This window comes from Pseudomonas sp. G7(2022) (assembly GCF_052660475.1).
Window position 1 is genome coordinate 2788340 of record NZ_CP109659.1, and the last position, 21774, is coordinate 2810113.

Sequence of the window (21774 nt, forward strand, 5' to 3'; positions counted from 1 at the left end):
GGGGCATCCGACAACTGTCACATCCCGAAATGCACCTTTGATCTGCCGCTGCACCGCGCCGAATCTGGCCCCGGACAGCGACCACGCAACCGGGCGTTCAGACCGGTTGCGTGGCTTCCTCTTCCGCTATCGCAGCCTTCACACCGGGCCGCTCGGCGATGCGCGTCATGTAGTTCGCCAGCGCCGGCCAGTCTTCGATGGCGATACTGAATGTCGGCAACCACTTCAGCACCGTGAACAAATAGGCATCCGCCACGCCGAACGCCTGCATCAGAAACGGCTGGGTCGCAAGGAGGCGGTTCAGGTAATCCAGTCGTTTGAAGAGTTTGTGTTTGAAGATCGTTTTGGTGGATTCCGGGATTTCGCGGCTGAACAGCGGCGCGCTGCCCCCATGAATTTCCGAACTGATGAAATTCAGGTATTCCTGCAAACGCGAGCGCTCCCAGGTGCCATTGGCCGGGGCCAGCGTTTGACCGGGCAAAAGGTCGGCGAGGTACTGCAAAATGGCCGGGCCTTCGGTCAGTACCTCGCCGTTATCGAGCATCAGCGCCGCCACGTAGCCTTTCGGATTGATCTCGTGAAAGTCCCGGCCGTCGGCGGTGCGCTTGGTCTGGTTGTTGACCCGGATCAGTTCGAACGGCAGCGCCAGTTCTCGAAGCACAATATGCGGGGCCAGCGAGCAGGTCATGGGGGCGAAGTACAGTTTCATGGGATCTCCTTCAAATGAGAGCCCAGAATCCGGCATTGTGGCGGCGCTTCGCAAAGGACATCTGCGGTGCTAGCGTATGACAAAATCTCATGGATTGAAGAGGCCCTATGCTCACCCGACTGCCGTCGCTCAACGGATTGCGAGCCTTCGAATGCGCGGCCCGCCACATGAGCTTCACCCGCGCTGCTGAAGAACTGAATGTCACCCAAACCGCAATCAGCCATCAGATCCGTCGCCTTGAAGATGAACTCGGCGTTCGCCTGTTCATGCGTTTGAAGGACGGATTGGCGTTGACCGAGGAGGGCAATGTTTATTTGCCGGGTATTCGTTCGGCGTTCATGGAACTGCGCCACTCGACCGAGCGCTTGCTGGAGGCGAACAATCAAAGCGTCCTGACGATCAGTACGCTGGTGTCGGTGGCGTCCAAATGGCTGTTGCCGCGCCTGCCGTCCTTTCGCGAGGCGTTTCCCGCAATCGATGTGCGCATCAGTGCATCCACCGAGCTGGTGGACTTTCGCAAGGGGGGTATCGATGCAGCGATCCGCTACGGCAACGGAAACTGGCCGGGACTGCGCGCCGACTGGCTGATGGCCGACGAGATTTTCCCGGTGTGCAGCCCGCGCCTGCTCGCCGGACCGGATCCGATCAAAGCGCCGGCCGATCTGGCCCGGCACACCTTGTTGCACGTCAGCGGGCAGACTGCCGATGACTGGAGCGCCTGGCTGAACGCTGCAGGTCAACCGCCACCCTCGGCCAAAGGCCCGCGCCTGACCTTCGATCTGGCCATGATGGCGGTGCAGGCGGCGATTGACGGGCAGGGCGTGTGCATCGGTCGTTCGACCTACGTCGAGGACGATTTGCGCGCGGGGAGGCTGGTGGCGCCGTTTGATTTGCGGCTCAAGTCCGACTCGGGTTTCTACTTCGTCACCCCCCATGAGAACGCCGAATCGAAAAAAGTCGTGGCGTTCAGGCAGTGGCTGTCGCAGGTGGTGAGAGTTGTATGAGCGTGTATCAATCCCGCCCTCGTACACAGTGAGCCAACAAGCGCCGGTATCGGGACACATTCCCGGTACACGCCCTCTTCAAAGTAGAGGCGTCACTTCACTACTTGCAAGAGGGCAACACCATGCGCCGCACACTCCTGATGACCGCAGCCGCCGTACTGGTTTCAATGACCGGCCTCGCACACGCCGCCGACACCCAGCCTGCGGCTCCCGCCAAGAACTGGCAACAAGGCCTGAGCCGCACGGATCTGGTCCATCAGGACCTGGGTGCTGCGGACCGCGAAGTGATCCAGGCGCGGGTCGATTTCGAACCGGGCATCACCTCGCCACGCCACGCCCATCCGGGCGTTGAAGTCGCCTACGTCATCAGCGGCACCTTCGAATACCAGCTCGAAGGCCGTGCGCCGGTGACGCTCAAGGCCGGCGATTCCCTGTTCATCCCCGAAGGCGTGGCGCACATCGCGAAGAACGTCGGCAATGACAAGGGTTCGGAACTGGCGACTTACATCGTCAAGAAAGGTGAGCCGTTGTTGATCCTCAAGCAATAACTCCCGGGATACTGAAAAGGCCTGCCAATGTGGCAGGCCTTTTTTGCTGTCGGCGGATTCAATGCAGGCCGATGCCGCCCGACTCAGACTGAAAGAACTTCAGCGCACATCCACCTCTTTCACAACCCCGGCAGATGCCCTTTGCTTGCGCCTCTTGAGCCAACTGAAAAACGCATGCACCGGATGCAGAACGGCCGTCAGCACGCCAAGCAGCAGGATGATGAAGAGGATGATCAGCGGGATGCTTTCGTGCGAGAACATGGTGGGTTACTCCTGTAGTCACTATGTTGGAACCCCCAGACTAGACGCATCCGACGATGTTTTTGGTGAACGTATGTTCATCCTCGGTCGCTTCGATTGTGCTACGGGAGGCCCGGGATCGGCTCCGCGTTCGTGAGCAGTTCTAAGGCTCGTTTTTCTCGCTGACGGTCAACCGGGCATGTCGAAATCAGGCATCGGCATGCCGCACACGAGCTATTTGCGTTCAACTTCAGCCACGTAAGGTGAAGCGTCCATCAGAGAACAAGAAAACAATGAACAGCCTGAATTCGAAGGAATCGAGCGGTCAGTTGGCGCAGGGATTCAAGCCTCGCCACGTGACCATGTTGTCAATTGCGGGAATCATCGGCGCGGGGTTGTTCGTGGGTTCCGGACACGCCATCGCAGCGGCGGGGCCGGCGGTTTTGTTGGCGTATCTGTTTTCCGGCCTGTTGGTGGTGCTGGTCATGCGCATGCTGGGGGAAATGGCGGTGGCCCGACCGGACACCGGATCGTTTTCCACCTATGCCGATCAGGCCATCGGCCGCTGGGCCGGCTTCACCATCGGCTGGCTCTACTGGTGGTTCTGGGTGCTGGTCATTCCCATCGAGGCGCTGGCCGCCGGGCATGTCTTGAATCAGTGGTTTCCCCACGTCGATGCGTGGTTGTTTGCGCTGGTGTCGATCATCCTGCTGGTGATCACCAACCTGTTCAGTGTCGCCAAATACGGCGAGTTCGAATTCTGGTTCGCCATGGCCAAGGTCGTGGCGATCATCGGTTTCATCGGTGTGGGTTTTGCCGTGCTGATGGGCTGGATTCCCGAGCGTGAAGTCAGCGGCCTCAGCCGCTTGATGGAGGAACATGGCGGGTTCGCTCCCAATGGTTTGTCGGCGGTGGTCGGCGCGTTCATCACCATCATGTTCAGTTTCATCGGCACCGAGGCGGTGACCATCGCCGCTGCCGAATCGGACAACCCGGCACAGAACATCGCCAAAGCCACGCGTTCGGTGATCTGGCGCATCGGCGTGTTTTATCTGCTGTCGATCTTCGTGGTGATTTCCGTGGTGCCGTGGAACGATCCGCTTTTGGCGTCCGTCGGTTCCTATCAGCGCGCACTGGAACTGATGAACGTTCCCCACGCCAAATTCATGGTCGATGTGGTGGTGCTGATCGCCGTGGCCAGTTGCATGAACTCGTCGATCTATATCGCTTCGCGCATGCTGTTTTCACTGGGGCTTCGCGGCGATGCACCGCAGGCCTTGAAAGTGACTTCTGGCGCAGGCGTGCCGAGGGCGGCGGTGATTGCCAGCAGCGTCATCGGCGCCGGGGTGACACTGCTCAGCTACTTCATGCCCGCCGGCCTGTTTCAATTCCTGCTCGCCAGTTCCGGGGCCATTGCGCTGCTGGTGTACCTGGTGATCGCGGTTTCTCAACTGCGTATGCGCCGGATGCTGCTTCGGCAGAATGTCGAGCTGACCTTGCGCATGTGGCTGTTTCCGTGGCTCACGTATCTGGTGATGGCCTTCATCTGCGCCGCCCTCGCGGTGATGATGCTGACGCCGGAGCATCGTCTGGAAGTAACTTCGACCATTGGCCTGGCGCTGGCGATTTCCTTTATCGGGCTGGTGACCACGCGTCAGCATGGGCAGGCGAGTTCTTCTGTCCCAGTCAAACAAAACGCCCGAGGCAGTGCCTCGGGCGTATAGGAAGGATCGGGATTCAGATCAGGCGCAGGGTCACGTCGATGTTGCCGCGCGTGGCCTTGGAGTAAGGGCAGGTCTGGTGCGCGGCCTCCACCAGCGACTGGGCGACCGAAGGTTCCAGCCCCGGCAGGCTGACATTCAAGCGTGCCTGCAGGAAAAACGCGTCGCCGGTCTTGCCCAGATCGATTTCGGTTTCCACCGCCACATCCGCCGGTAGCCTGATCTTCAGCGCAGCTGCCGCCTTGCCCATGGCGCCGATGAAGCAGGCTGACCAGCCAGCCGCCAGCAGTTGTTCCGGGTTGGTGCCTCTGCCATTGGAGCCCGGTGGCGACAGTTTGACGTCCAGGTTGCCGTCGGAACTGCGCGAGGCGCCATCGCGTCCGCCGGTGGTGCGGGTCTTGCCGGTGTACAGCACGGTGTCGATTTGATTGATCATGAGAATGCCTGCCTGTGTGAGTGGTGGAGTCGGAGGTAAGGCTCCGATGGCCCACACTTTTGCATTGGCATGTACCGGGGATGTGTCGTGCAACGGGGGGTTATGTATCGCTGTGTAGCAATGCAGTTCAGCCTGATCGCTGAGAGCGCGTCAGCAGAATTCCGACGCCCACGCGTGGGTTGATCGCATTGAGCGGCATGTCCCAACCATGTACGACTGCGGGCGTCCGGGCCGCAGTGCAGTCCCGAACGTTGAGGACTGCACTGCGTGCAACGGCGAGGGCTCAGCCCTCCTGGCTTTCCGGGGCTACCACCCACACGCTGCATGGCATTTTGTAGAGCAGGTGCTCGACGGTGCTGCCGACCAGCCGGCCGATTCCCCGGTGGGCCACACGACCCATGACGATGAGATCGACGTCGTACGCATCGGCATAACTGGACAGAACCTTGGCCGGGTCGCCGAGGATCATGTGTTGATTCTCGGCGGGAATGTCATTGCGTTCAGCCAGATCACGGAAGGCCTCACCCTGGGCATCGAACAGCTTTTTGGCGGCATTCGAGGAAAAGAACGCCGAGGCGTTATCGAAGCCGAATTCTGCTGCGCCTATCGAGGACAGGTCGTGGGCGTAGATCACATCGAGTTGAGCGTTGCAGATGCTCGCCAGTTTGGCCGCTTCGCGCAGAATCCGGTCATTGAGCCCCACATAGCGGTCATCGCGATGGAACGGATCGACCGCCGCGACGATACGGCGCGGCAGAGCGTGCAGTACGTGGCTGACGAAGTGCAGCGGCACCGGGCATTCGCGCAGCAGGTGGACGTCAAGGGGAGTGAACATCAGGCGCGACAATGCTGATTCGTGCTCCAGCGCCTTGATCATGGCCGCCATCGGCTGCTCCTTGAGGTGAATGAGGATCTCCTTAAGCGGGTTTGCCACCCACACGACTTCCGTCGTCACGTGCACGCCGAGTTTGCGCAAAGGGCGGGCCTGATCCTCCAGCCATTGCCGATGCCGCTCGACATAGCCCACGCGCATCTGTTCCAGCGCCTGTTCATTGACCAGACCGGCAGTTGCCAGGCCCTCCAGATAATCGAATGCCACGATGTGCAGCGCGGCATCCGCGGCTTTGGCCAGTGCCGCCGCACGGTCGAACGCCGGGCTGTTTTCCATCAGGGGTGAGACGACGAGCATGAAGCGTGATTGCTCAGACATGGCAGATCTCCCGTAGGCAAATGCAGGAACGTCTGGACTCGAGAGCGACCGCGCACTCGGGCTGTACCGCTTAGTGCCTATCCTGCCGACGCTGGTGGGGAGGGCCTTGATTTTTGTCAACCCGGTGAGTGGCCGCCGATCTGGCCGGATCGGCGGTCAGGGGCGGACTGATCCACCGATTGTTGACCATTATCAATCTTTGCCGTGTCCCTCGGGCGCAGTCTGCTTTCAATGCTGACCCCACGTTCACGGCTGGCCCGGAGGATCGACGATGGCGACCATGAAAGCTGCAGTTTTCGTTGAAAAGAACCGTATCGTGCTCGAAGACAAGCCGATCCCCGAGGTCGGCCCGCTGGACGCTCTGATCCGCATCACCACCACGACCATCTGCGGCACCGACGTGCATATCCTGCGCGGTGAGTACCCCGTGGCCAAAGGGCTGACGATCGGCCATGAACCGGTGGGCATCATCGAGCGGCTGGGTTCGCAGGTGCGCGGTTTCGTCGAAGGGCAACGGGTGATTGCCGGGGCAATCACGCCGAGTGGGCAAAGTTACGCCTGCTTGTGCGGCTGCGGCTCCCAGGACGGCCCGGACACCCGGCACGGCTTCAAGGCCATCGGCGGCTGGAAGTTCGGCAACACGCTTGACGGCTGCCAGGCCGAGTACGTGCTGGTGCCGGACGCGCTGGCCAATCTGTGTCCGATTCCCGAGGGCCTGACGGACGAGCAGGTGCTGATGTGCCCGGACATCATGTCCACCGGATTTTCCGGGGCCGAGCGCGGCGAGATCAATATTGGCGATACCGTCGCGGTGTTCGCGCTGGGGCCTATCGGCCTGTGTGCCGTGGCAGGCGCGCGCCTCAAGGGCGCTACGCGAATCATTGGCGTTGACGCCGTGCCGCAGCGAATGGATGTCGCTCGTCGGCTGGGGGCAACCGACGTGATCAACTTCAAGGACGGCAACGTGGTCGAGCAGATCATGGCGCTGACCGACGGGCGTGGCGTCGATGTGTCCATCGAGGCCCTGGGCACCCAGGGCACTTTCGAATCGGCGTTGCGGGTGCTGCGGCCCGGCGGGCGGTTGTCCAGCCTCGGGGTGTATTCCAGCGACCTGCGCATTCCGCTCGACGCCTTTGCCGCCGGCCTCGGCGATTACAGCATCGTGTCCACCCTGTGTCCGGGCGGCAAGGAACGGATGCGCCGGTTGATGGCGGTGGTGCAGAGCGGGGCGGTGGATCTGTCGCCGCTGGTCACACATCGTTTCAAACTCGACGACATCGAGGCCGCCTACGAGCTGTTTGCCCATCAGCGCAACGGCGTGATGAAAGTCGCGATCACGCCTTGAATGTCCGGTTTGCGGAGACGTCCATGAAAATCGAGATTATCCAGAGACACAGCCCCGATGGCTGGGTGGTGCACATGGATCGGCTGCAAGTGCGCTTCAACAGCCTGGAGCAGGCCCGGGCATTCGTCGACCAGCTCCAGGCCCGAATCGACGCACCACATCCCTGGCCGCAGCCGGTGGTGCAAGGCTGGCGTCCCGATGGACGCCGCGCGGCCGTTGGCGGCAAGCGTTGACTGGTTGCGGCCAGCAGAGGCGGGCAGAGCGTGAATGAATCCCTCGACCTGGCGGGCGCGGCGGCCGCGCTGGGCATCGGTATGCTCATCGGACTGGAGCGCGAGCGGCACAAAGGTACCGACAGTACCCGCGATTTTGCAGGCATGCGGACTTTCGCCATCACCGCGTTGCTGGGGTATGTGGCGATGCAGGTCGGTGGCGCGTTGCTGCTGGGGATTGTGGCGCTCGGCCTGACCGCGCTGATCACCGTGGCGTACTGGCGAAGCCTGAGCGACGACCCGGGCGTCACCAGCGAAGTGGCTTTGCTCACGGTATTGCTGCTCGGCGCCTGGTGCGGTTCTGCTACAGGGTTGGCGGTGGCGACAGGCGTGGTGGTGGCGGGGTTGCTGGCGTACCGGGAAAAACTGCATGACTTTGCCAACAGCCAGTTGACCGAGACCGAAATGCGCGACGGTCTGGTCCTGCTGGTGGCGGCACTGGTCATCCTGCCGCTGGCGCCGGACCGCTACATCGGGCCTTATCACGCGATCAACCTGCGGACCCTCTGCACACTGACGGTATTGCTGATGCTGGTGGGGGCCATCGGGCACATCGCCGTGCGAATTCTGGGCAGTCGTTATGGCTATGCCATCAGTGCCATTGCCTCCGGTTTTGTTTCCAGTACCGTCACCATCGCGTCCATGGGGCAGCGCGTCGCCAGGGCGCCCGGGCAGGTGCGAACCTTCGCGGCGGCCGCCATCGTGTCCAACCTGGCCACGGTGATTCAGATGGCGCTGATTGTCGGTACCGTGGACCCCTCGCTGTTGCGCAGCCTGTGGGTACCGCTGGGCTGCGGGCTGGCGACCACCGCGTTGTATGGCGCATGCCTGATGTTTCCCGGGTCGCAAGGAGGTGCCGACGAACCCCTTGAGGGCGGGGGGGCGTTCAATCTCAAGCTCGCCGTGGTCGTGACGTTGACCATGACCGCCATCACGCTCGTGTCATCGGTAATGCTCAACTACCTTGGCCAGGTCGGGGTGATGCTGACCGCAGCCTTCAGCGGTTTTGCCGACGCGCATTCGTCCATCGCGTCCATCGCGTCTCTGGCCAGGGCCGGGCTGTTGCCCGTCGATGCCATCGTCCCGCCAGCGCTGATTGCCTTCAGCAGCAATTCGTTGAGCAAGTGCCTGGTGGCCTGGGTCAGCGGCGGCCGGCGGTTTGCTGCGTATGTCATTCCCGGCCAGCTTTTGCTGACGCTGGCCATGTGGGCGGGCACCTTGCTGCATTGAAGCGTGTCTGGAATCTACGGGTTTGCCCGGCAGAACAGCCAAAGCTGACAAAGATCAAATGGCTTGCGGCTGCATGGCTCAATCTGTACTGGTGTTCTTTCAGATGGCTGCATGCCGAGGTGTCCCATGTCACAGACTCAGCGTTTATTGTTGGTCGCTCCCCCCGCCATGACGCGCACACCGGCGTTCGAACGCGCCGGCGCACTGGCGCAGGTCATGCAGTTGCCGTTGCATATTGTCGCGTTCGATTACTTGCAGGCGCTGGCAGTGGCGGGGCTGTTTGCCGCCGAAGAAATCAGCGTGGCCCGGGAAAGTTATCTGCAGCGCCATCGCGATTGGCTCGCGGAGCAGGCTGCACACTTGGGCAAGCATGGTATCGAGGTCACCAGCGAGGTGCTCTGGGTGCAGCGCCCTTATGAGGAAATCCTGCATTTCGTCCATGAACAGTCGTTGGCGCTGATCATCAAGGATGCGCAGGAAGAGTCGGCCCTCAAGCGCGTGTTCTTCACCCCGCTGGACTGGCAGTTACTGCGCGATTGTCCGGTGCCGGTGCATCTGGTGACCAATGACCGCCACCCTCGGCCGCGCCATATCATGGTCATCGTCGATGTGCTGCGCAGCGAGGAGCAGGATCTGGTGTTCAACGATCAGATCATCGATGCGGCGGTGAAGCTGGCCGAGCAGTGTGGCGCCGACCTGGATCTGGTCCATGTGTATGACTGGGCTGCGGTGTACGCAACGGACATGGGTGTGGGCGCCTTGCCCTTGGCGACCGGGCTCTATGAATCCTTGGGTACGGCTCAACATGAAGCCTTCGCCGCGCTGGCGGAGCGTCACGGGGTTGAGGTGCAGCGGCGCCATTTCATCGAGGGCGCGCCAGTGCCGAACATTTGCGAGTTCGCCAGCCAACATGACACGGACGTGATCGTCATGGGCACCGTGCAGCACAATGGCTTGAACAAGTTATTGGGCACGACCGCCGAGCAACTCCTGCATCGCGCACCCTGCAGTGTGTTTGCGATCAAGCCGGGCGGGCAGTCGCAGAGCTGAAGCTGGATCACCCCGCGATGAACCGTTGGCCTGAACATCGCGGGGTGATTTTTTACAGGTGGAGACTATGGATCACCTGACTGCTGCTTTCGGGGTCATGGTGCGTCTCGAAACCCAGCTCTCTGGCCAGGTCGCGCATGGGTGCATTGCTGGACGCGTCCACCGAATACATCCGATGAAAACCGTTGCGGCGGGCAGCCTTGATCAGGTGTTCCATCAACAAGGTCCCCAGCCCCAGGTGCTGCCATTCATCGGCGACGGTCACGGCGCATTCACATTCGTGTTCGTCAGTGGCGGCATAGCGGCTGACGCCGATTTCGATGAGTTGGCCGTTTTCGTGCACCAGAGCGATGTAAGCCATGCGCTTTTTGTTATCGGTGTCCATCAACTGGTCGAGCATCGCCTTGCCCGGCTCGTTGATCTGCGCGAGAAAACGCATGTGCCGTGACTCGGGAGAGAGCCGCTTGATGAAGGCGTATTCGCGCTCGCGATCCTTTTGCGCCAATGGGCGGATCAGAATGTGGCGACCATCCTTGAGTGCTTCGATCCAGTATTGCCCGGACACCGCGGCATAGGCCGCAGCAGCGCGTTCGTTGTGGTCTTTGACAGTGAGCATGGGGTGGTCCTCCTGGCGCTTTTTCTCAGGTTGGCGCGGGGTGATGCACCTCGCGGTTGAGTCCTTTCTACGCCGCTGGCGCGACCGGAATCTGATCTGGATCAGAGACCGTCGATGTGTGGCGCTGATTTGCGCCTTTCTGATGTAAATCAACCCGGCCATGGGCATGGCAGGCGCAGTCTTGGCTCATTGGCATGGGTGAATATGTCCGAACCGAGGTGTGTGATGGGCCAATATCAACGTTTATTACTGATCGCCGACCCGAACCTGCATCCGTCTGCGGCGATGACACGCGCCGTGGCGCTGGCCAAGACGTGTGGCGCGGTATTGCATGTGCGAGCGTTTGCCGATCCCGTGCCGGTGGTGCATGTGTGGGAAGAGAAAACCGACGACGCCAGCTACCAGCGCTATTTGCGTCGCTATCGCCGCTGGGTCGCGGATGAAGAACAGCGTCTGGGCGACCTGGGCATCGAGGCCACCGTCGAGGTCGTGTTCACCACGCACCCGCTGGCGGACATCCTGCGCGCCGTCGAAGACCTCAAGCCGGATCTGCTGATCAAGGACGTCACCCTGGAACCGGCGCTCAAGCGCGTGTTCATCACGCCGCTCGATTGCCACTTGCTGCGCGAGTGCGCGGTGCCGGTGCACCTGGTGAATCAGGCGCGTTACGGGGTGCCGCACCGTGTGGTGGCCGCGGTCGATCCGTTTGATCCGGCCACGCAGATCAGCGGCCTGAACGACACCATCATTCAAACTGCCAATGCCCTGGCCTTGCAGTGCGATGCGCCGCTGCACCTGCTGTATGCCTACGATTTGTCGGCTGCGTTCAACGGCGACGCGCCGCTGGTCGGTGGCGGCTGGGGCGTGGATTTTGCCGAAGAGTTGCGCCAGGCGTTGCACATGGCTTTCGTCAGTCTGGCCGACCGTTATGGCGTGCCCCCGGAGCGCCGGCACTTTGTCATGGGGTTGCCGGTGCCGGTGATCAGCGAGTTTGTCGAACAGTATCAGGCCGATGTGGTGGTGATGGGCACCGTGCACCGGGTGGGTATCGACCGCTTGATCGGCAGCAACACCGAGCGGGCGCTGTACAGCGTGCCGGGCAGTATTCTCGCGGTGCGGCAAAGCATCAGGGGGTGAGCACGATGGCGCCGTTGAACCGGCCGCTGCGCAAACAGGCCAGGGCCTGATTGGCGTCATCCAGCGCAAACCGGGTGATGTCGCAGTGCACCGGCGTGTGTTGCAGTTCGGTGAAAAACGCGGTGCCGTCCTCACGGGTCAGGTTGGCTACCGAGCGCAGGCTGCGTTCGCCCCAGAGCAGACGATAGGGGAAGGCGGGAATGTCGCTCATGTGGATACCGGCGCAGATCACGCAGCCTCCCTTGACCGTTGCCGAGAGCGCCATAGGCACCAGCGCACCGACCGGGGCGAAAATCAGGCCGGCATCCAGCGGATGGGGCGGCAGTTGATCCGAACCACCGGCCCATACGGCCCCCAGCGTGCGGGCATAGGCCTGGCTTTCGTGATCCTCGGGCCGGGTGAAGGCGTACACCTGTTGGTGGCGACCCCGGGCGATCTGGATCGCCAGGTGGGCTGCCGCGCCAAACCCGTACAGCCCCAGGTGTCGGGCGTCACGGGCCATTTGCAACGCACGAAAGCCGATCAGCCCGGCACACAGCAGTGGCGCGGCCTGCTGGTCGCTCAGTGTATCGGGAATCGGGAAGCAGAATCGCGAGTCGGCAACGGTGTACTCGGCGTAGCCGCCGTCCAGTTGACAGCCGGTGAACTGCGCCTGATCGCAGAGGTTTTCCCGGCCCGAGCGACAGAACGAGCATTCGCCACAGGTCCAGCCCAGCCAGGGAACACCGACCCGTCGCCCGATCCACTCCGGGGCGACGTCGCCGCCCACGGCGGTGACTTCACCGACGATTTCGTGCCCTGGCACCCGTGGCAACACCGCTTGCGGCAGTTCGCCGTCGAGCAGGTGCAAATCAGTGCGGCACACGCCGCAGGCCAGGACTTTGATCAGCAGTTGCCGTGCGCCGGGCACCGGGACCGGACGATCTTCCCGTTGCAGCGGCTGTCCGGGCGAATGCAGAACCATGGCGCGCACAGGCAGGCTCCAGATTTGACGGGATCAGCACAAGGTAGGGCGATGGCAACCGGCGATCATCTGTTTTAGCCCTTCCAGATTGTGGATTTTCACGTCGCGCCCGGAGATTTCCACCAGGCCCTGATCGCGCAGGTGCGCGATGCCCCGGCAGATGGTTTCCAGGCGCAATCCCAGGTACGAGCCGATTTCCTCGCGGCGCATTTTCAGTACGAAGTTTTTCGCCGAGTAGCCGCGCTGGTTCAAGCGTTGCGACAGGTTCAGCAGGAAGGCCGCGAGGCGTTCGTCGGAGTTCATCGTACCGAGCAACATGAGCATGTCGTGGTCGCGCACGATTTCCCGGCTCAGCAGCTTGGTCAGGTTGTGCTGCAGCGAGGGCAGTTGCTGCGCCAGTTTTTCCAGATGGGTGAAATGGATCGGGCAGACTTCGCTGTCTTCCAGCGCGAAGGCGTTACAGGCGTGCGCGTCAGTGCTGATGGCGTCCAGGCCGAGCATTTCTCCCGGCATTTGAAACCCGGTGACCTGTTCGCGCCCGTCGACGGACAGCACGTTGGTCTTGAATGACCCCAGGCGAACGGCATACAGGGATCGCAGCGGATCACCCTCGCGATAAAGTGCCGCGCCTTTCCTGACCTTGAAACGCTGCACGATCAGCGCATCCAGCCGCTCTACCTCTTGCCCGGACAGGCCGATCGGCAAACACAGTTCCAACACACTGCAGTTGGAGCAGGCAGACTTGAGCTGACGAAATTGCAGTGGTTTTGTATCGGGCATGAATGTGATCCCCATCACGTTGTGTTGTAAGCATAGTCGCCAGGCTCTCGTCGGCACTCAAACCGGCGTCGGCAAAGGTAAAAAACGACCAATGGAATATGTCACCCATCATCTACAGCGCTTGCGGACAGGTGACCCAATGACCGTTTTCGCAGAGGGCGACGCTTGATCTAGATCAAGTCTTGCGGGTTTCAGGTCTCCAGAATCGATGAACAGTTGTTGAACGGCCACGGCGGGCAATCTCATGAGCGAGTTTCTCAGTGCAGAGCAAGTGGAAGGTCTGGACGCTTACTGGCGGGCGAGTAATTACCTGGCCGTCGGGCAGATTTACCTCAAGGACAACCCGTTGCTCGCGATGCCGCTGCGTCGCAGCCATATCAAGCCGCGTTTGTTGGGACACTGGGGGACGACACCGGGGCTGAACCTGATCTACACCCATCTCAACCGGTTGATCACCACCTATGACCTGAACATGCTGTTCGTTGCCGGCCCCGGTCATGGCGGGCCGGCGGTGGTGGCGCAGACGTATCTGGAAGGCACTTACACCGAGGTCTGTCCGACGGTCGAGCGCAATGCCAATGGCCTGTTGCGTCTGTTTCGGCAGTTTTCCTGGCCGTATGGCCTCTCCAGCCATGTGTCGGCGCAGATTCCCGGTTCCATCCACGAAGGCGGTGAACTCGGTTACAGCCTGGCGCACGCCTATGGTGCAGCGTTCGACAACCCTGATCTGATCGTCGCGTGCGTGATCGGCGACGGCGAAGCTGAAACCGGTACGCTGGCCGCCAGCTGGCATTCAAACAAGTTTCTCAACCCGGTGCGTGACGGGGCGGTGCTGCCGATCCTGCACCTCAATGGCTACAAGATCGCCAACCCCACGGTGCTGTCCCGAATCCCCGAGGACGAACTGTCGGCGCTGATGCGCGGCTATGGCTACGATCCGTACTTCGTCGAAGGCGATGATCCGATGCAGGTGCATCAGGTGCTGGCGCAGACCCTGGATACGATGCTGCTGAAGATTCGCCGGATCCAGCGTGACGCGCGTCGGCGGCCGGCCCATGCCGTGGCGCACAGACCCGTCTGGCCGGTGCTGATATTGCGCACGCCCAAGGGCTGGACCGGGCCACAGTTTGTCGATGGTCACCGCGTCGAAGGCACCTGGCGTGCGCATCAGGTGCCGCTGGCCGACTTCAGCCAGCCGGTTCACCTGCAACAGCTGGAAGCGTGGTTGAGCAGTTATCGTCCCGAAGAGCTGTTTGACGCCCAGGGGACGCTGATGCCGGAGATCGCGGCGCTCGCGCCCACGGGCCATCGGCGCATGAGCGCCAATCCCCACGGGAATGGCGGGCTGTTGCTGCGGCCACTGGATTTGCCCCGGTTTGCCGACTTCGCCGTACCGCTCGACACCCCCGGCAGTGTACGTGCCGAGGCCACGCGGGTACTGGGGACGTACCTGCGCGAGGTGATGAAGAACAGCCTGGCGACCCGCAATTTTCGCTTGTTCGGCCCAGATGAAACCGCCTCCAATCGTCTCGATGCGGTGTACGAAGTCACCGGCAAGACCTGGCTTGATCCGCTGGAGCCTGACGATTTGAACCTGAGTGCCGATGGCCGGGTCATGGAAATACTCAGCGAGCAGGTGTGCGAGGGCTGGCTGGAGGGTTATCTGCTGACCGGCCGCCACGGCTTGCTGTCCTGCTATGAGGCGTTCATCCATATCGTCGATTCGATGGTCAATCAGCACGCCAAGTGGCTCAAGACCGCTGCCGAAGTACCGTGGCGCAAACCGGTGGCGTCGCTCAACTATCTGCTCACCTCCCATGTGTGGCGCCAGGACCACAACGGTTTTTCGCATCAGGACCCGGGGTTCATCGATCTGCTGGCGAACAAAAAGTCCGACATCGCGCGGATCTACCTGCCGCCGGACGCCAATTGCCTGCTGTCGGTGGCCGACCATTGCCTGCGCAGCCGCCATTACATCAACGTCATAGTGGCCGGCAAACAACCGGAATGGCAGTGGCTGGACATCGACGCGGCGCAACGCCATTGCCAGGCCGGTATCGGTCGCTGGGCCTGGGCCTGCCGCGACGACCAGGCACCGGACGTGGTCATGGCCTGCGCCGGAGACGTACCGACCCTGGAAACCCTGGCCGCGGTGACCCTGTTGCGCGACTGCGTGCCGGACCTGCGGGTGCGGGTGATCAATGTCGTGGACCTGATGGTGCTGCAACCGTCGTATCAGCATCCTCACGGCTTGTCGGACAGTGCATTCGACACGTTGTTTACCGTCGACAAACCGGTGATCTTCGCCTTCCACGGTTACCCGGCACTGGTTCACCGGTTGCTCTATAAACGTGCCAGTCATGACAATTTCCATGTCCGTGGCTTCAAGGAGGAGGGCGCGACCACCACCCCGTTCGACATGGCCGTGATCAACAGTCTGGATCGCTATCGGTTGATGCTCGATGTGTTCGAGCGCGTGCCGCGGTTGCAGGACCAGGTACATGAAGCACGGGCGCGCTACTGGTCGCAAATGGAGCGGCACAAGCTCTATCTCATCGAGCATGGCGAGGACCTGCCCGAGGTGCGTAACTGGCAGTGGACGCCTCCGTCATCCCCGTGAGCGGCTACTTGCTCTTCCAGTATTTCTGCATTTCGAGGAACAGAAACGAGGCGGTCCAGGTAATGAGGACCAGACCGGTCAGCGCCTCCAGGCCGGTCAGGTATTTGAGGTGGCCGACCGGGGAAATGTCACCGAAACCGATGGTCGTGTAGGTGGTGAAGGAGAAGTACACGCAGTCCATGAAGGTGCCGTCGAAGTTGCCTGTCAGATAGCCCCATTTACCGGAATGCGCCATCAGGTAATACGCCAGGGCAAATGCCCAGACTTCAATGGCATGGGCCAGCAGGCTGCCAAACACGCCGACGACAATCCTGAATCGGCGCCACAGTTTCAGGCGCGGCAACCAATCGTTCAGACGCAGCAAGCATTCGTAGTGAATGACTACGGCGACGATCACCACCAGCGTGTTGATCAGCGTGACTGCCAGCATTGACCAGCCTCCCGGTTCAGGACGGTGCCGTGTCAGTCCGCACAGGTTGCGCAACCGGCTGCAGGGGCCGTAGCGGGGCGAATTCCTCGGGGGTCAGGGTTTCCTTTTGCAGCAAGAGGCGGGCGCCGGCATCCAGGTCGGGCCGCAACCTTTCGAGCAGCGCTTTGGCGCGCTGCCAGGCTTCGTCCAGCAGGGCGCGAATGGCCAAGTCGATTTCCCGCGCGGTCTGTTCCGAATAGTCTTTTTCGCCGGGCCCCGGCACGCGTTCGCCGAGCCAGGTCGCGTTGCGCCGCTCCAGAACGGCCTGGCCGAGTTCGCGGCTCATGCCAAAGCGGGTGACCAACTGCCGGGCGATGTCCGTGGCGTGGGTCAGGTCATCGGCGGCGCCGGTGGAAATCTCCCCGATCACGAGGAATTCCGCAGCCCGTCCTGCCATCAGCACGACCATGCGGTCCTTGAGCATCTGGCAACTGATCAGAAAGCGGTCTTCGGTCGGTCGCTGCAAGGTATACCCGAGTGAGCCGATAGCGCGTGGCACGATCGAGACTTTGTGTACCGGATCCATGGCCGGCAAATGGCTGGCGGCCAGCGCGTGGCCCATTTCGTGATAAGCCACTACCCGGCGTTCCTCAGGGCGCAGCACACTGCTTTTGCGCTCGACGCCGGCAATCAGCCGTTCCACGGCGGCGGTGAAGTCGACGATGTCGACCTCGTCGGCGCCGCGCCGCGTCGCGACAATGGCCGCCTCGTTCACCAGGTTTGCCAGATCCGCGCCGGTGAAACCGGTGGTGATGTCGGCGATACGCTCGCTATCGATGTTCGGTGCCACGGTGATTTTCTGCAGGTGTACCTTGAGAATCGCCTGTCGGCCCTTGCGGTCCGGGCGGTCGATCAGCACTTGCCGGTCGATTCGCCCTGCGCGCAACAGCGCCGGATCGAGAACCTCCGGCCGATTGGTTGCAGCCAGAAGCACCACGCCTTCCCGAGGATCGAAACCATCCAGCTCCGAGAGCAGTTGATTGAGGGTCTGCTCCTTTTCGTCATTGCCACCGAACGCACCGGCGCCGCGCATCTTGCCCAGCGCATCCAGTTCATCGATGAAGATGATGCACGGCGCGGCCTGGCGTGCCTGCTCGAACAGATCGTGGACCCGCGCGGCACCGACGCCGACGAACATCTCCACGAACTCAGAACCGGAGATCGAGAAAAACGGTACGCCAGCCTCGCCGGCAATGGCTTTGGCCACCAGCGTCTTGCCGGTACCGGGTGGACCGACCAGCAGCGTACCCTTGGGAACGTGCGCGCCGAGGCGGGCATAACGGGCCTTGTCCTTCAGGAACGAAACGATCTCCATCAGTTCGAGCTTGGCTTCCTCGATCCCGGCAACGTCGGCGAAGGTGACGCCGGTATCCCGCTCGACAAACACTTTGGCCCGGGATTTTCCGATATTCATCAGGCCGCCCAGCCCCTGTTTTTCAGCGAAACCGCGCAACGCAAAGTGCCAGACCACCATGATCAGGATCAGTGGCATCAACCAGCCCAGCAGCCCGCTGAGCAGGGTGTTCTCATTGACGCCGCTGAACGTCACCCCCGAATGCACCAGGTCCGTGGCCAGCGTCGAATCCACCCGCACCGTGGTGAACAGTTCACGGCCATCGACGGGTTCGCGCAACTTGCCGCTGATCTGGTCTTTCTCGACCCGCAGATCACTGACCTTTTGCTCGTTCACCAACTGCAGGAACTGACTGTACGGAATGTTTTGCACGGCATGGCGTTCGGCGAACAGAAACTGCACAAGGGCCAGCACCACAAAAGCGATCAGGAAATACGACAGGTTCCACGGGTGATTGTTTTTCATGGTCATGGCTCGACGAGGAGGTTTATGCCAGCAGCAGATGGTCCTCGACCCGACTGACGCCGGGCACCGACCAGGCGGCGCGCTCGGCGATCTGCCGTTCACGCCACAGGTGAACCCGGCCTTCAAGCGTCACCACATCGCCTTCGACCTTGACGCGAATATCCTTGGCTTCGACTTCGGCATTGCGTTTGAGCGCGGCTTCGATGCGTTGCTGGATATCGAAGACGTCCAGTCGCGGACGCAGGGTCAGGCAATTGTTCACGGCGGTGACGCCCGTGAGCTTGCGTACCGAGCGCTCGACGGTTTCCTTCTGGTATTGCCAGTCGACTTCGCCTTCCAGCGTGATCCGCCCGCCCTGCACGATGACCTTGATATCGCCCTCGGGTACGTCGGAACTCCAGTGGATGATTTTCAACGCGCGGCTGGCGATGGTGTCGTCTGCGGTACCGGCATTTCTCTCGAGCCTGACTTCGATTTCTTCGGCCAGCGCACGTACGCCCCTGACCCGTTTTACCGCACGTTCTGCGCTGACTTTCTGAGCGTAGCTTTTGACATGCCCCGTCAACGTGACCACGCCATCCTCCACGGACACACCAATGTTGGCAGCGTCGATTTCAGGCTGGAATTCGAGTTCCTCCAGAATGCATTTGCGCAGGCTCAAGTCGTTCATGACGGTCTCCTCGTGGCGATGTGAGAGGGCAGGGAACAGGTGCCCAGTGTTTTTTTTCTACGCCTGAGCGACAAAATTTCGTTGAGGAATATCAACAATGGCTGTTCGGGCTGCAGCGGCCGCAAGCGAGCGATTTGTTTGACAAAGATCAGAGCCGGCGGCGGCCAACGCCAGATACTCAAACCGACACGATCTTCAGCATTGATCCATCGAGGAGAAAACCATGAACAGGCGCTTGGTCATTGTCGTGCTCGGTGTGCTGGTGGCGGCGACTGGCGGTTGCGGTCATCGCCAGACCGAAGAGTTCGACGCTCGACTGGAGTCCGCCGAGGACAATGCCGCAACCGCCAGGCTTCGGGCCGATGAGGCGTTGCTCAAGGCAGAGCAGGCGCAGCGAGCGGCGCAAGAGGCGTATGAGCGCGCAAGACGCATAGCCGAAAAAGCGGCACGCAAGTAATCGAGATCATCCGTGAGTCGGAACAGGGACGTGAGGCTGGCAGGGACCGGCCAGGCATTGCCGGAGAAAGTGATGCTCAAACTCAAACGTATTTTGTTGATTGCTCCCCCCGAGATGAACCGTTCACCGGCCTTCGAGCGGGCTCAGGCGCTGGCCAGGGCAACCGGAGCGCTTTTGCACATCGTGGCATTCGATTATGTCCAGGCGCTGGCGGTGGCGGGGCTCTTTGACCCGAATGCGATGGCGCAGGCACGGGAGGGCTACCTGCAAGTGCATCGGCAGTGGCTGGAACAGCAAGCGCGATTTCAGCGCAGCGCCCGACTGCCCGTCAGCACCGAAGTGGTGTGGGCCAGGACCACGCCCGCCCATGTGCTCGAATACATCAATGACTTCCATGCCGATCTGGTGATCAAGGACATGCACTATGTGCCGGCACTCGAGCGTGCCTTTCACCGGCCGCTGGACTGGGTATTGCTGCGCGATTGCCCGGCTCATCTGCACCTGGTGAGCGAAAACGCGAACTCCATGCCTGCGAAAATACTGGCAGCCGTCGACCTTTCTCATCTGGAAGAGCTGACCCAGGGCCTCAATGACCGGATTCTCGATCTGGCTACCACCCTGGCGGACGCAACCGGGGCGACGTTGCACCTGTTGAATGTCTGTAACTGGTCGGTGCTGGGGGACGCTGCGATGAGTGTGCCGACATTGAGTCTGGACCACAGCTTGTGCGAGGCGATCACCGATACCCAGCAAGAGGCATTCGATGCGCTTGCCGAACGCTACGCCATCGGCAAACCGTGCCGGCATCAACTGACCGGCATTCCCCACAAGGTGATCGAACTGTTCGCCCGCCAGAACGCTTTCGACATGCTGGTGCTGGGTTCGGCCTATCACCGCGATGTCGATGGTTCTGTCGGCAGTACGGTCGAAACGTTGACGAACCGGGCACCGTGCAGCCTGATGATCGTCAAACCCACGTCCGGTTTCGACTGATGGCAGCGCCAGTCAGGGGAGCAGTTGATAAAAATCAAAGGGCAGCGAGGCAAAAAGAGCGATCAATGACGCTCTTGTCGAGGCTGGGGAATTGGCCATGCGAATCACTTTTCTGGGTGCGGCCGGCACCGTCACCGGTAGCAAGTATCTGCTGGATCACAGGGATCGGCATGTATTGATCGACTGCGGCCTGTTTCAGGGCTACAAGCAATTGCGTCTGCACAACCGGGACCCTTTTCAGTTACCTGTGCAGGATCTGGACGCGATTGTCCTGACCCATGCCCATCTCGATCACAGCGGCTACCTGCCGGTACTGGTGCGCAACGGCTATCGAGGGCCGATCTATGCGACAGAGGCGACCTGTGAGCTGGTGAAAATCCTCTTGCTTGACAGCGGCCGCCTGCAGGAAGAGGAGGCCGGTTTCGCCAATCGGCACGGTTTCTCCAAACACTCGCCGGCATTGCCGCTGTACACCGAGCAGGACGCCGAGCAGACGTTGAAACTGTTGCACCCGATCGAGTGGCACCATCGGGTCGAAATCGTCCCTGGCCTGAGCGTCCTGTTGCGCGGGGCCGGTCATATTCTGGGGGCCAGCACCGTGGAAGTGGTCGCTGACGGGGTGACACTGGTGTGTTCCGGCGATCTCGGGCGCCCTGAAGACCCGTTGATGTTTGCCCCTGAAACCATCGAGCAGGCGGATTATCTGCTGGTGGAATCGACCTACGGTGATCGCAAGCATCCAGACGAGGACCCGGAGCACCAATTAGCCGACGTGATCAATCGTACGGCGCTGCGTCACGGTATTACCCTGGTGCCTTCATTTGCGGTGGGCCGGGCGCAATTGTTGATGTACCACTTGTACCGCCTCAAGCAGCAGCATGCGATCCCCGATCTGCCGATCTATCTCAACAGCCCGATGGCTACGGATGTCACGCGTTTGTACCAGCGCTTTCGCAGCGAACACCGGTTGTCGCCGCAAAGCTGCGAAGGGATGTGCAGCGGGACGCATTTTGTGCGTTCGACCGACGAGTCGATCGAACTGGACAGGCAGCGCACGCCGGCGGTGATCATCGCTGCCAGCGGCATGGCCACGGGCGGGCGGGTGCTGCACCACCTCAAGGCGTTGGCACCCAACCCGTCGAACTCGCTGCTGATGCCGGGCTTTCAGGCGGGTGGTACCCGTGGTGCACAGATCGTGGCAGGAGCCCCTTCGGTGCGCATTCACGGCCAGGAGGTCCCGATCCGTGCCGAGGTGGTGCCGATGCAGACCCTGTCGGCGCATGCCGATGCCGATGAAATCATGCAATGGCTGCGCGGCTTCAAGCGCCCGCCGAAACACACCTTCGTGGTACACGGCGAACCCAATGCATCGGACGTACTGCGCCGGCGCATCAGTCTGGAGCTGGGCTGGTCGGTGTCGGTGCCGGAGTACCGCGACAGCGTCGAACTGGCCGCTGTCGGTGATACGCCAGACAAGGCCTGAC

The 21774-nt window shown here is 61.5% G+C and carries 22 protein-coding genes; 12 read left to right on the top strand and 10 right to left on the bottom strand.

Annotated elements, in window-relative coordinates:
• Positions 1 to 97 precede the first annotated feature (97 nt).
• Complete coding sequence (gstA, locus tag NE357_RS12545; protein WP_169430117.1) at positions 98 to 709, bottom strand: glutathione transferase GstA; 612 nt, start codon at positions 707 to 709, stop codon at positions 98 to 100.
• Positions 710 to 816: 107 nt separating this feature from the next.
• Here gstA and NE357_RS12550 point away from each other — a divergent pair, with 107 nt between their 5' ends.
• Together NE357_RS12550 and NE357_RS12555 are read left to right on the top strand one after the other, a co-directional pair.
• Positions 817 to 1713 carry a transcriptional regulator GcvA gene (locus NE357_RS12550; protein ID WP_169430118.1) on the top strand — a complete coding sequence of 299 codons (897 nt, stop codon included), beginning with the start codon at positions 817 to 819 and terminating at the stop codon, positions 1711 to 1713.
• A gap of 122 nt (positions 1714 to 1835) precedes the next feature.
• Positions 1836 to 2261 (top strand): cupin domain-containing protein, encoded by a 426-nt coding sequence (locus NE357_RS12555; RefSeq protein WP_169430119.1) that lies wholly within the window; start codon positions 1836 to 1838, stop codon positions 2259 to 2261.
• Between the two features lie 99 nt (positions 2262 to 2360).
• Here NE357_RS12555 and NE357_RS12560 read toward each other — a convergent pair whose 3' ends face one another.
• Positions 2361 to 2522: a hypothetical protein gene (locus NE357_RS12560; protein ID WP_169430120.1), complete on the bottom strand. Its 162-nt coding sequence runs from the start codon at positions 2520 to 2522 to the stop codon at positions 2361 to 2363.
• Positions 2523 to 2794: 272 nt separating this feature from the next.
• Here NE357_RS12560 and gabP point away from each other — a divergent pair, with 272 nt between their 5' ends.
• Positions 2795 to 4225, top strand: coding sequence for a GABA permease (gene gabP, locus NE357_RS12565; RefSeq protein ID WP_169430121.1), 1431 nt, complete (start codon positions 2795 to 2797; stop codon positions 4223 to 4225).
• A gap of 13 nt (positions 4226 to 4238) precedes the next feature.
• On the opposite strand, the gene NE357_RS12570 is transcribed toward gabP, so the two are convergent.
• Together NE357_RS12570 and NE357_RS12575 are read right to left on the bottom strand one after the other, a co-directional pair.
• The gene (locus NE357_RS12570) at positions 4239 to 4658 is read right to left on the bottom strand and encodes an organic hydroperoxide resistance protein (protein WP_169430122.1); all 420 of its coding nucleotides are present in this window, start codon (positions 4656 to 4658) and stop codon (positions 4239 to 4241) included.
• A gap of 283 nt (positions 4659 to 4941) precedes the next feature.
• Positions 4942 to 5868 carry a universal stress protein gene (locus NE357_RS12575; protein ID WP_169430123.1) on the bottom strand — a complete coding sequence of 309 codons (927 nt, stop codon included), beginning with the start codon at positions 5866 to 5868 and terminating at the stop codon, positions 4942 to 4944.
• A gap of 271 nt (positions 5869 to 6139) precedes the next feature.
• Here NE357_RS12575 and NE357_RS12580 point away from each other — a divergent pair, with 271 nt between their 5' ends.
• From NE357_RS12580 to NE357_RS12595, 4 genes are all read left to right on the top strand, one after another.
• Complete coding sequence (locus NE357_RS12580; RefSeq protein WP_169430124.1) at positions 6140 to 7213, top strand: NAD(P)-dependent alcohol dehydrogenase; 1074 nt, start codon at positions 6140 to 6142, stop codon at positions 7211 to 7213.
• Between the two features lie 23 nt (positions 7214 to 7236).
• Positions 7237 to 7446 carry a hypothetical protein gene (locus tag NE357_RS12585; RefSeq protein WP_169430125.1) on the top strand — a complete coding sequence of 70 codons (210 nt, stop codon included), beginning with the start codon at positions 7237 to 7239 and terminating at the stop codon, positions 7444 to 7446.
• A gap of 30 nt (positions 7447 to 7476) precedes the next feature.
• Complete coding sequence (locus NE357_RS12590; RefSeq protein ID WP_169430126.1) at positions 7477 to 8715, top strand: MgtC/SapB family protein; 1239 nt, start codon at positions 7477 to 7479, stop codon at positions 8713 to 8715.
• A gap of 126 nt (positions 8716 to 8841) precedes the next feature.
• Positions 8842 to 9765, top strand: coding sequence for a universal stress protein (locus NE357_RS12595; protein WP_169430127.1), 924 nt, complete (start codon positions 8842 to 8844; stop codon positions 9763 to 9765).
• Positions 9766 to 9817: 52 nt separating this feature from the next.
• Here the strand turns inward: NE357_RS12595 and NE357_RS12600 are convergent, their stop codons facing one another.
• A complete protein-coding gene (locus NE357_RS12600; protein ID WP_169430128.1) occupies positions 9818 to 10381 on the bottom strand; it encodes a GNAT family N-acetyltransferase in 564 nt (187 codons plus the stop codon).
• Between the two features lie 225 nt (positions 10382 to 10606).
• Here NE357_RS12600 and NE357_RS12605 point away from each other — a divergent pair, with 225 nt between their 5' ends.
• Positions 10607 to 11518 (top strand): universal stress protein, encoded by a 912-nt coding sequence (locus NE357_RS12605; protein WP_169430129.1) that lies wholly within the window; start codon positions 10607 to 10609, stop codon positions 11516 to 11518.
• On the opposite strand, the gene NE357_RS12610 is transcribed toward NE357_RS12605, so the two are convergent.
• Positions 11508 to 12491 (bottom strand): zinc-dependent alcohol dehydrogenase family protein, encoded by a 984-nt coding sequence (locus NE357_RS12610; RefSeq protein ID WP_169430130.1) that lies wholly within the window; start codon positions 12489 to 12491, stop codon positions 11508 to 11510. The two genes, NE357_RS12605 and NE357_RS12610, sit on opposite strands and share 11 nt — an antisense overlap.
• A gap of 24 nt (positions 12492 to 12515) precedes the next feature.
• Complete coding sequence (fnr, locus tag NE357_RS12615; protein ID WP_169430131.1) at positions 12516 to 13262, bottom strand: fumarate/nitrate reduction transcriptional regulator Fnr; 747 nt, start codon at positions 13260 to 13262, stop codon at positions 12516 to 12518.
• 244 nt (positions 13263 to 13506) lie between these two features.
• Here fnr and NE357_RS12620 point away from each other — a divergent pair, with 244 nt between their 5' ends.
• Complete coding sequence (locus NE357_RS12620) at positions 13507 to 15882, top strand: phosphoketolase family protein (RefSeq protein WP_169430132.1); 2376 nt, start codon at positions 13507 to 13509, stop codon at positions 15880 to 15882.
• Positions 15883 to 15886: 4 nt separating this feature from the next.
• Here the strand turns inward: NE357_RS12620 and NE357_RS12625 are convergent, their stop codons facing one another.
• The 3 genes from NE357_RS12625 to NE357_RS12635 are packed head-to-tail and all read right to left on the bottom strand — an operon-like array spanning position 15887 to position 18840.
• Positions 15887 to 16312 carry a potassium channel family protein gene (locus tag NE357_RS12625; RefSeq protein WP_169430133.1) on the bottom strand — a complete coding sequence of 142 codons (426 nt, stop codon included), beginning with the start codon at positions 16310 to 16312 and terminating at the stop codon, positions 15887 to 15889.
• 16 nt (positions 16313 to 16328) lie between these two features.
• Positions 16329 to 18170 carry an ATP-dependent zinc metalloprotease FtsH gene (gene ftsH / locus NE357_RS12630; RefSeq protein WP_169430134.1) on the bottom strand — a complete coding sequence of 614 codons (1842 nt, stop codon included), beginning with the start codon at positions 18168 to 18170 and terminating at the stop codon, positions 16329 to 16331.
• A gap of 22 nt (positions 18171 to 18192) precedes the next feature.
• Positions 18193 to 18840: a BON domain-containing protein gene (locus tag NE357_RS12635; RefSeq protein WP_169430135.1), complete on the bottom strand. Its 648-nt coding sequence runs from the start codon at positions 18838 to 18840 to the stop codon at positions 18193 to 18195.
• A 223-nt stretch (positions 18841 to 19063) separates the two neighbouring features.
• Between NE357_RS12635 and NE357_RS12640 the strand changes: the two genes are divergently transcribed.
• From NE357_RS12640 to NE357_RS12650, 3 genes are all read left to right on the top strand, one after another.
• Positions 19064 to 19297: an Lpp/OprI family alanine-zipper lipoprotein gene (locus NE357_RS12640; protein ID WP_169430136.1), complete on the top strand. Its 234-nt coding sequence runs from the start codon at positions 19064 to 19066 to the stop codon at positions 19295 to 19297.
• Positions 19298 to 19369: 72 nt separating this feature from the next.
• On the top strand, positions 19370 to 20290 hold the full coding sequence (locus NE357_RS12645) for a universal stress protein (RefSeq protein ID WP_169432627.1): 921 nt from the start codon (positions 19370 to 19372) through the stop codon (positions 20288 to 20290).
• Between the two features lie 97 nt (positions 20291 to 20387).
• Positions 20388 to 21773 carry an MBL fold metallo-hydrolase RNA specificity domain-containing protein gene (locus NE357_RS12650; RefSeq protein ID WP_169430137.1) on the top strand — a complete coding sequence of 462 codons (1386 nt, stop codon included), beginning with the start codon at positions 20388 to 20390 and terminating at the stop codon, positions 21771 to 21773.
• Position 21774 lies beyond the last annotated feature (1 nt).

Coding starts and splice junctions, on each gene's coding strand:
- gstA (WP_169430117.1), bottom strand. CDS start 709: ATGAAACTGTACTTCGCCCCCATGACCTGCTCGCTGGCCCCGCATATT.
- NE357_RS12550 (WP_169430118.1), top strand. CDS start 817: ATGCTCACCCGACTGCCGTCGCTCAACGGATTGCGAGCCTTCGAATGC.
- NE357_RS12555 (WP_169430119.1), top strand. CDS start 1,836: ATGCGCCGCACACTCCTGATGACCGCAGCCGCCGTACTGGTTTCAATG.
- NE357_RS12560 (WP_169430120.1), bottom strand. CDS start 2,522: ATGTTCTCGCACGAAAGCATCCCGCTGATCATCCTCTTCATCATCCTG.
- gabP (WP_169430121.1), top strand. CDS start 2,795: ATGAACAGCCTGAATTCGAAGGAATCGAGCGGTCAGTTGGCGCAGGGA.
- NE357_RS12570 (WP_169430122.1), bottom strand. CDS start 4,658: ATGATCAATCAAATCGACACCGTGCTGTACACCGGCAAGACCCGCACC.
- NE357_RS12575 (WP_169430123.1), bottom strand. CDS start 5,868: ATGTCTGAGCAATCACGCTTCATGCTCGTCGTCTCACCCCTGATGGAA.
- NE357_RS12580 (WP_169430124.1), top strand. CDS start 6,140: ATGGCGACCATGAAAGCTGCAGTTTTCGTTGAAAAGAACCGTATCGTG.
- NE357_RS12585 (WP_169430125.1), top strand. CDS start 7,237: ATGAAAATCGAGATTATCCAGAGACACAGCCCCGATGGCTGGGTGGTG.
- NE357_RS12595 (WP_169430127.1), top strand. CDS start 8,842: ATGTCACAGACTCAGCGTTTATTGTTGGTCGCTCCCCCCGCCATGACG.
- NE357_RS12600 (WP_169430128.1), bottom strand. CDS start 10,381: ATGCTCACTGTCAAAGACCACAACGAACGCGCTGCTGCGGCCTATGCC.
- NE357_RS12605 (WP_169430129.1), top strand. CDS start 10,607: ATGGGCCAATATCAACGTTTATTACTGATCGCCGACCCGAACCTGCAT.
- fnr (WP_169430131.1), bottom strand. CDS start 13,262: ATGCCCGATACAAAACCACTGCAATTTCGTCAGCTCAAGTCTGCCTGC.
- NE357_RS12620 (WP_169430132.1), top strand. CDS start 13,507: ATGAGCGAGTTTCTCAGTGCAGAGCAAGTGGAAGGTCTGGACGCTTAC.
- NE357_RS12625 (WP_169430133.1), bottom strand. CDS start 16,312: ATGCTGGCAGTCACGCTGATCAACACGCTGGTGGTGATCGTCGCCGTA.
- ftsH (WP_169430134.1), bottom strand. CDS start 18,170: ATGAAAAACAATCACCCGTGGAACCTGTCGTATTTCCTGATCGCTTTT.
- NE357_RS12635 (WP_169430135.1), bottom strand. CDS start 18,840: ATGAACGACTTGAGCCTGCGCAAATGCATTCTGGAGGAACTCGAATTC.
- NE357_RS12640 (WP_169430136.1), top strand. CDS start 19,064: ATGAACAGGCGCTTGGTCATTGTCGTGCTCGGTGTGCTGGTGGCGGCG.
- NE357_RS12645 (WP_169432627.1), top strand. CDS start 19,370: ATGCTCAAACTCAAACGTATTTTGTTGATTGCTCCCCCCGAGATGAAC.
- NE357_RS12650 (WP_169430137.1), top strand. CDS start 20,388: ATGCGAATCACTTTTCTGGGTGCGGCCGGCACCGTCACCGGTAGCAAG.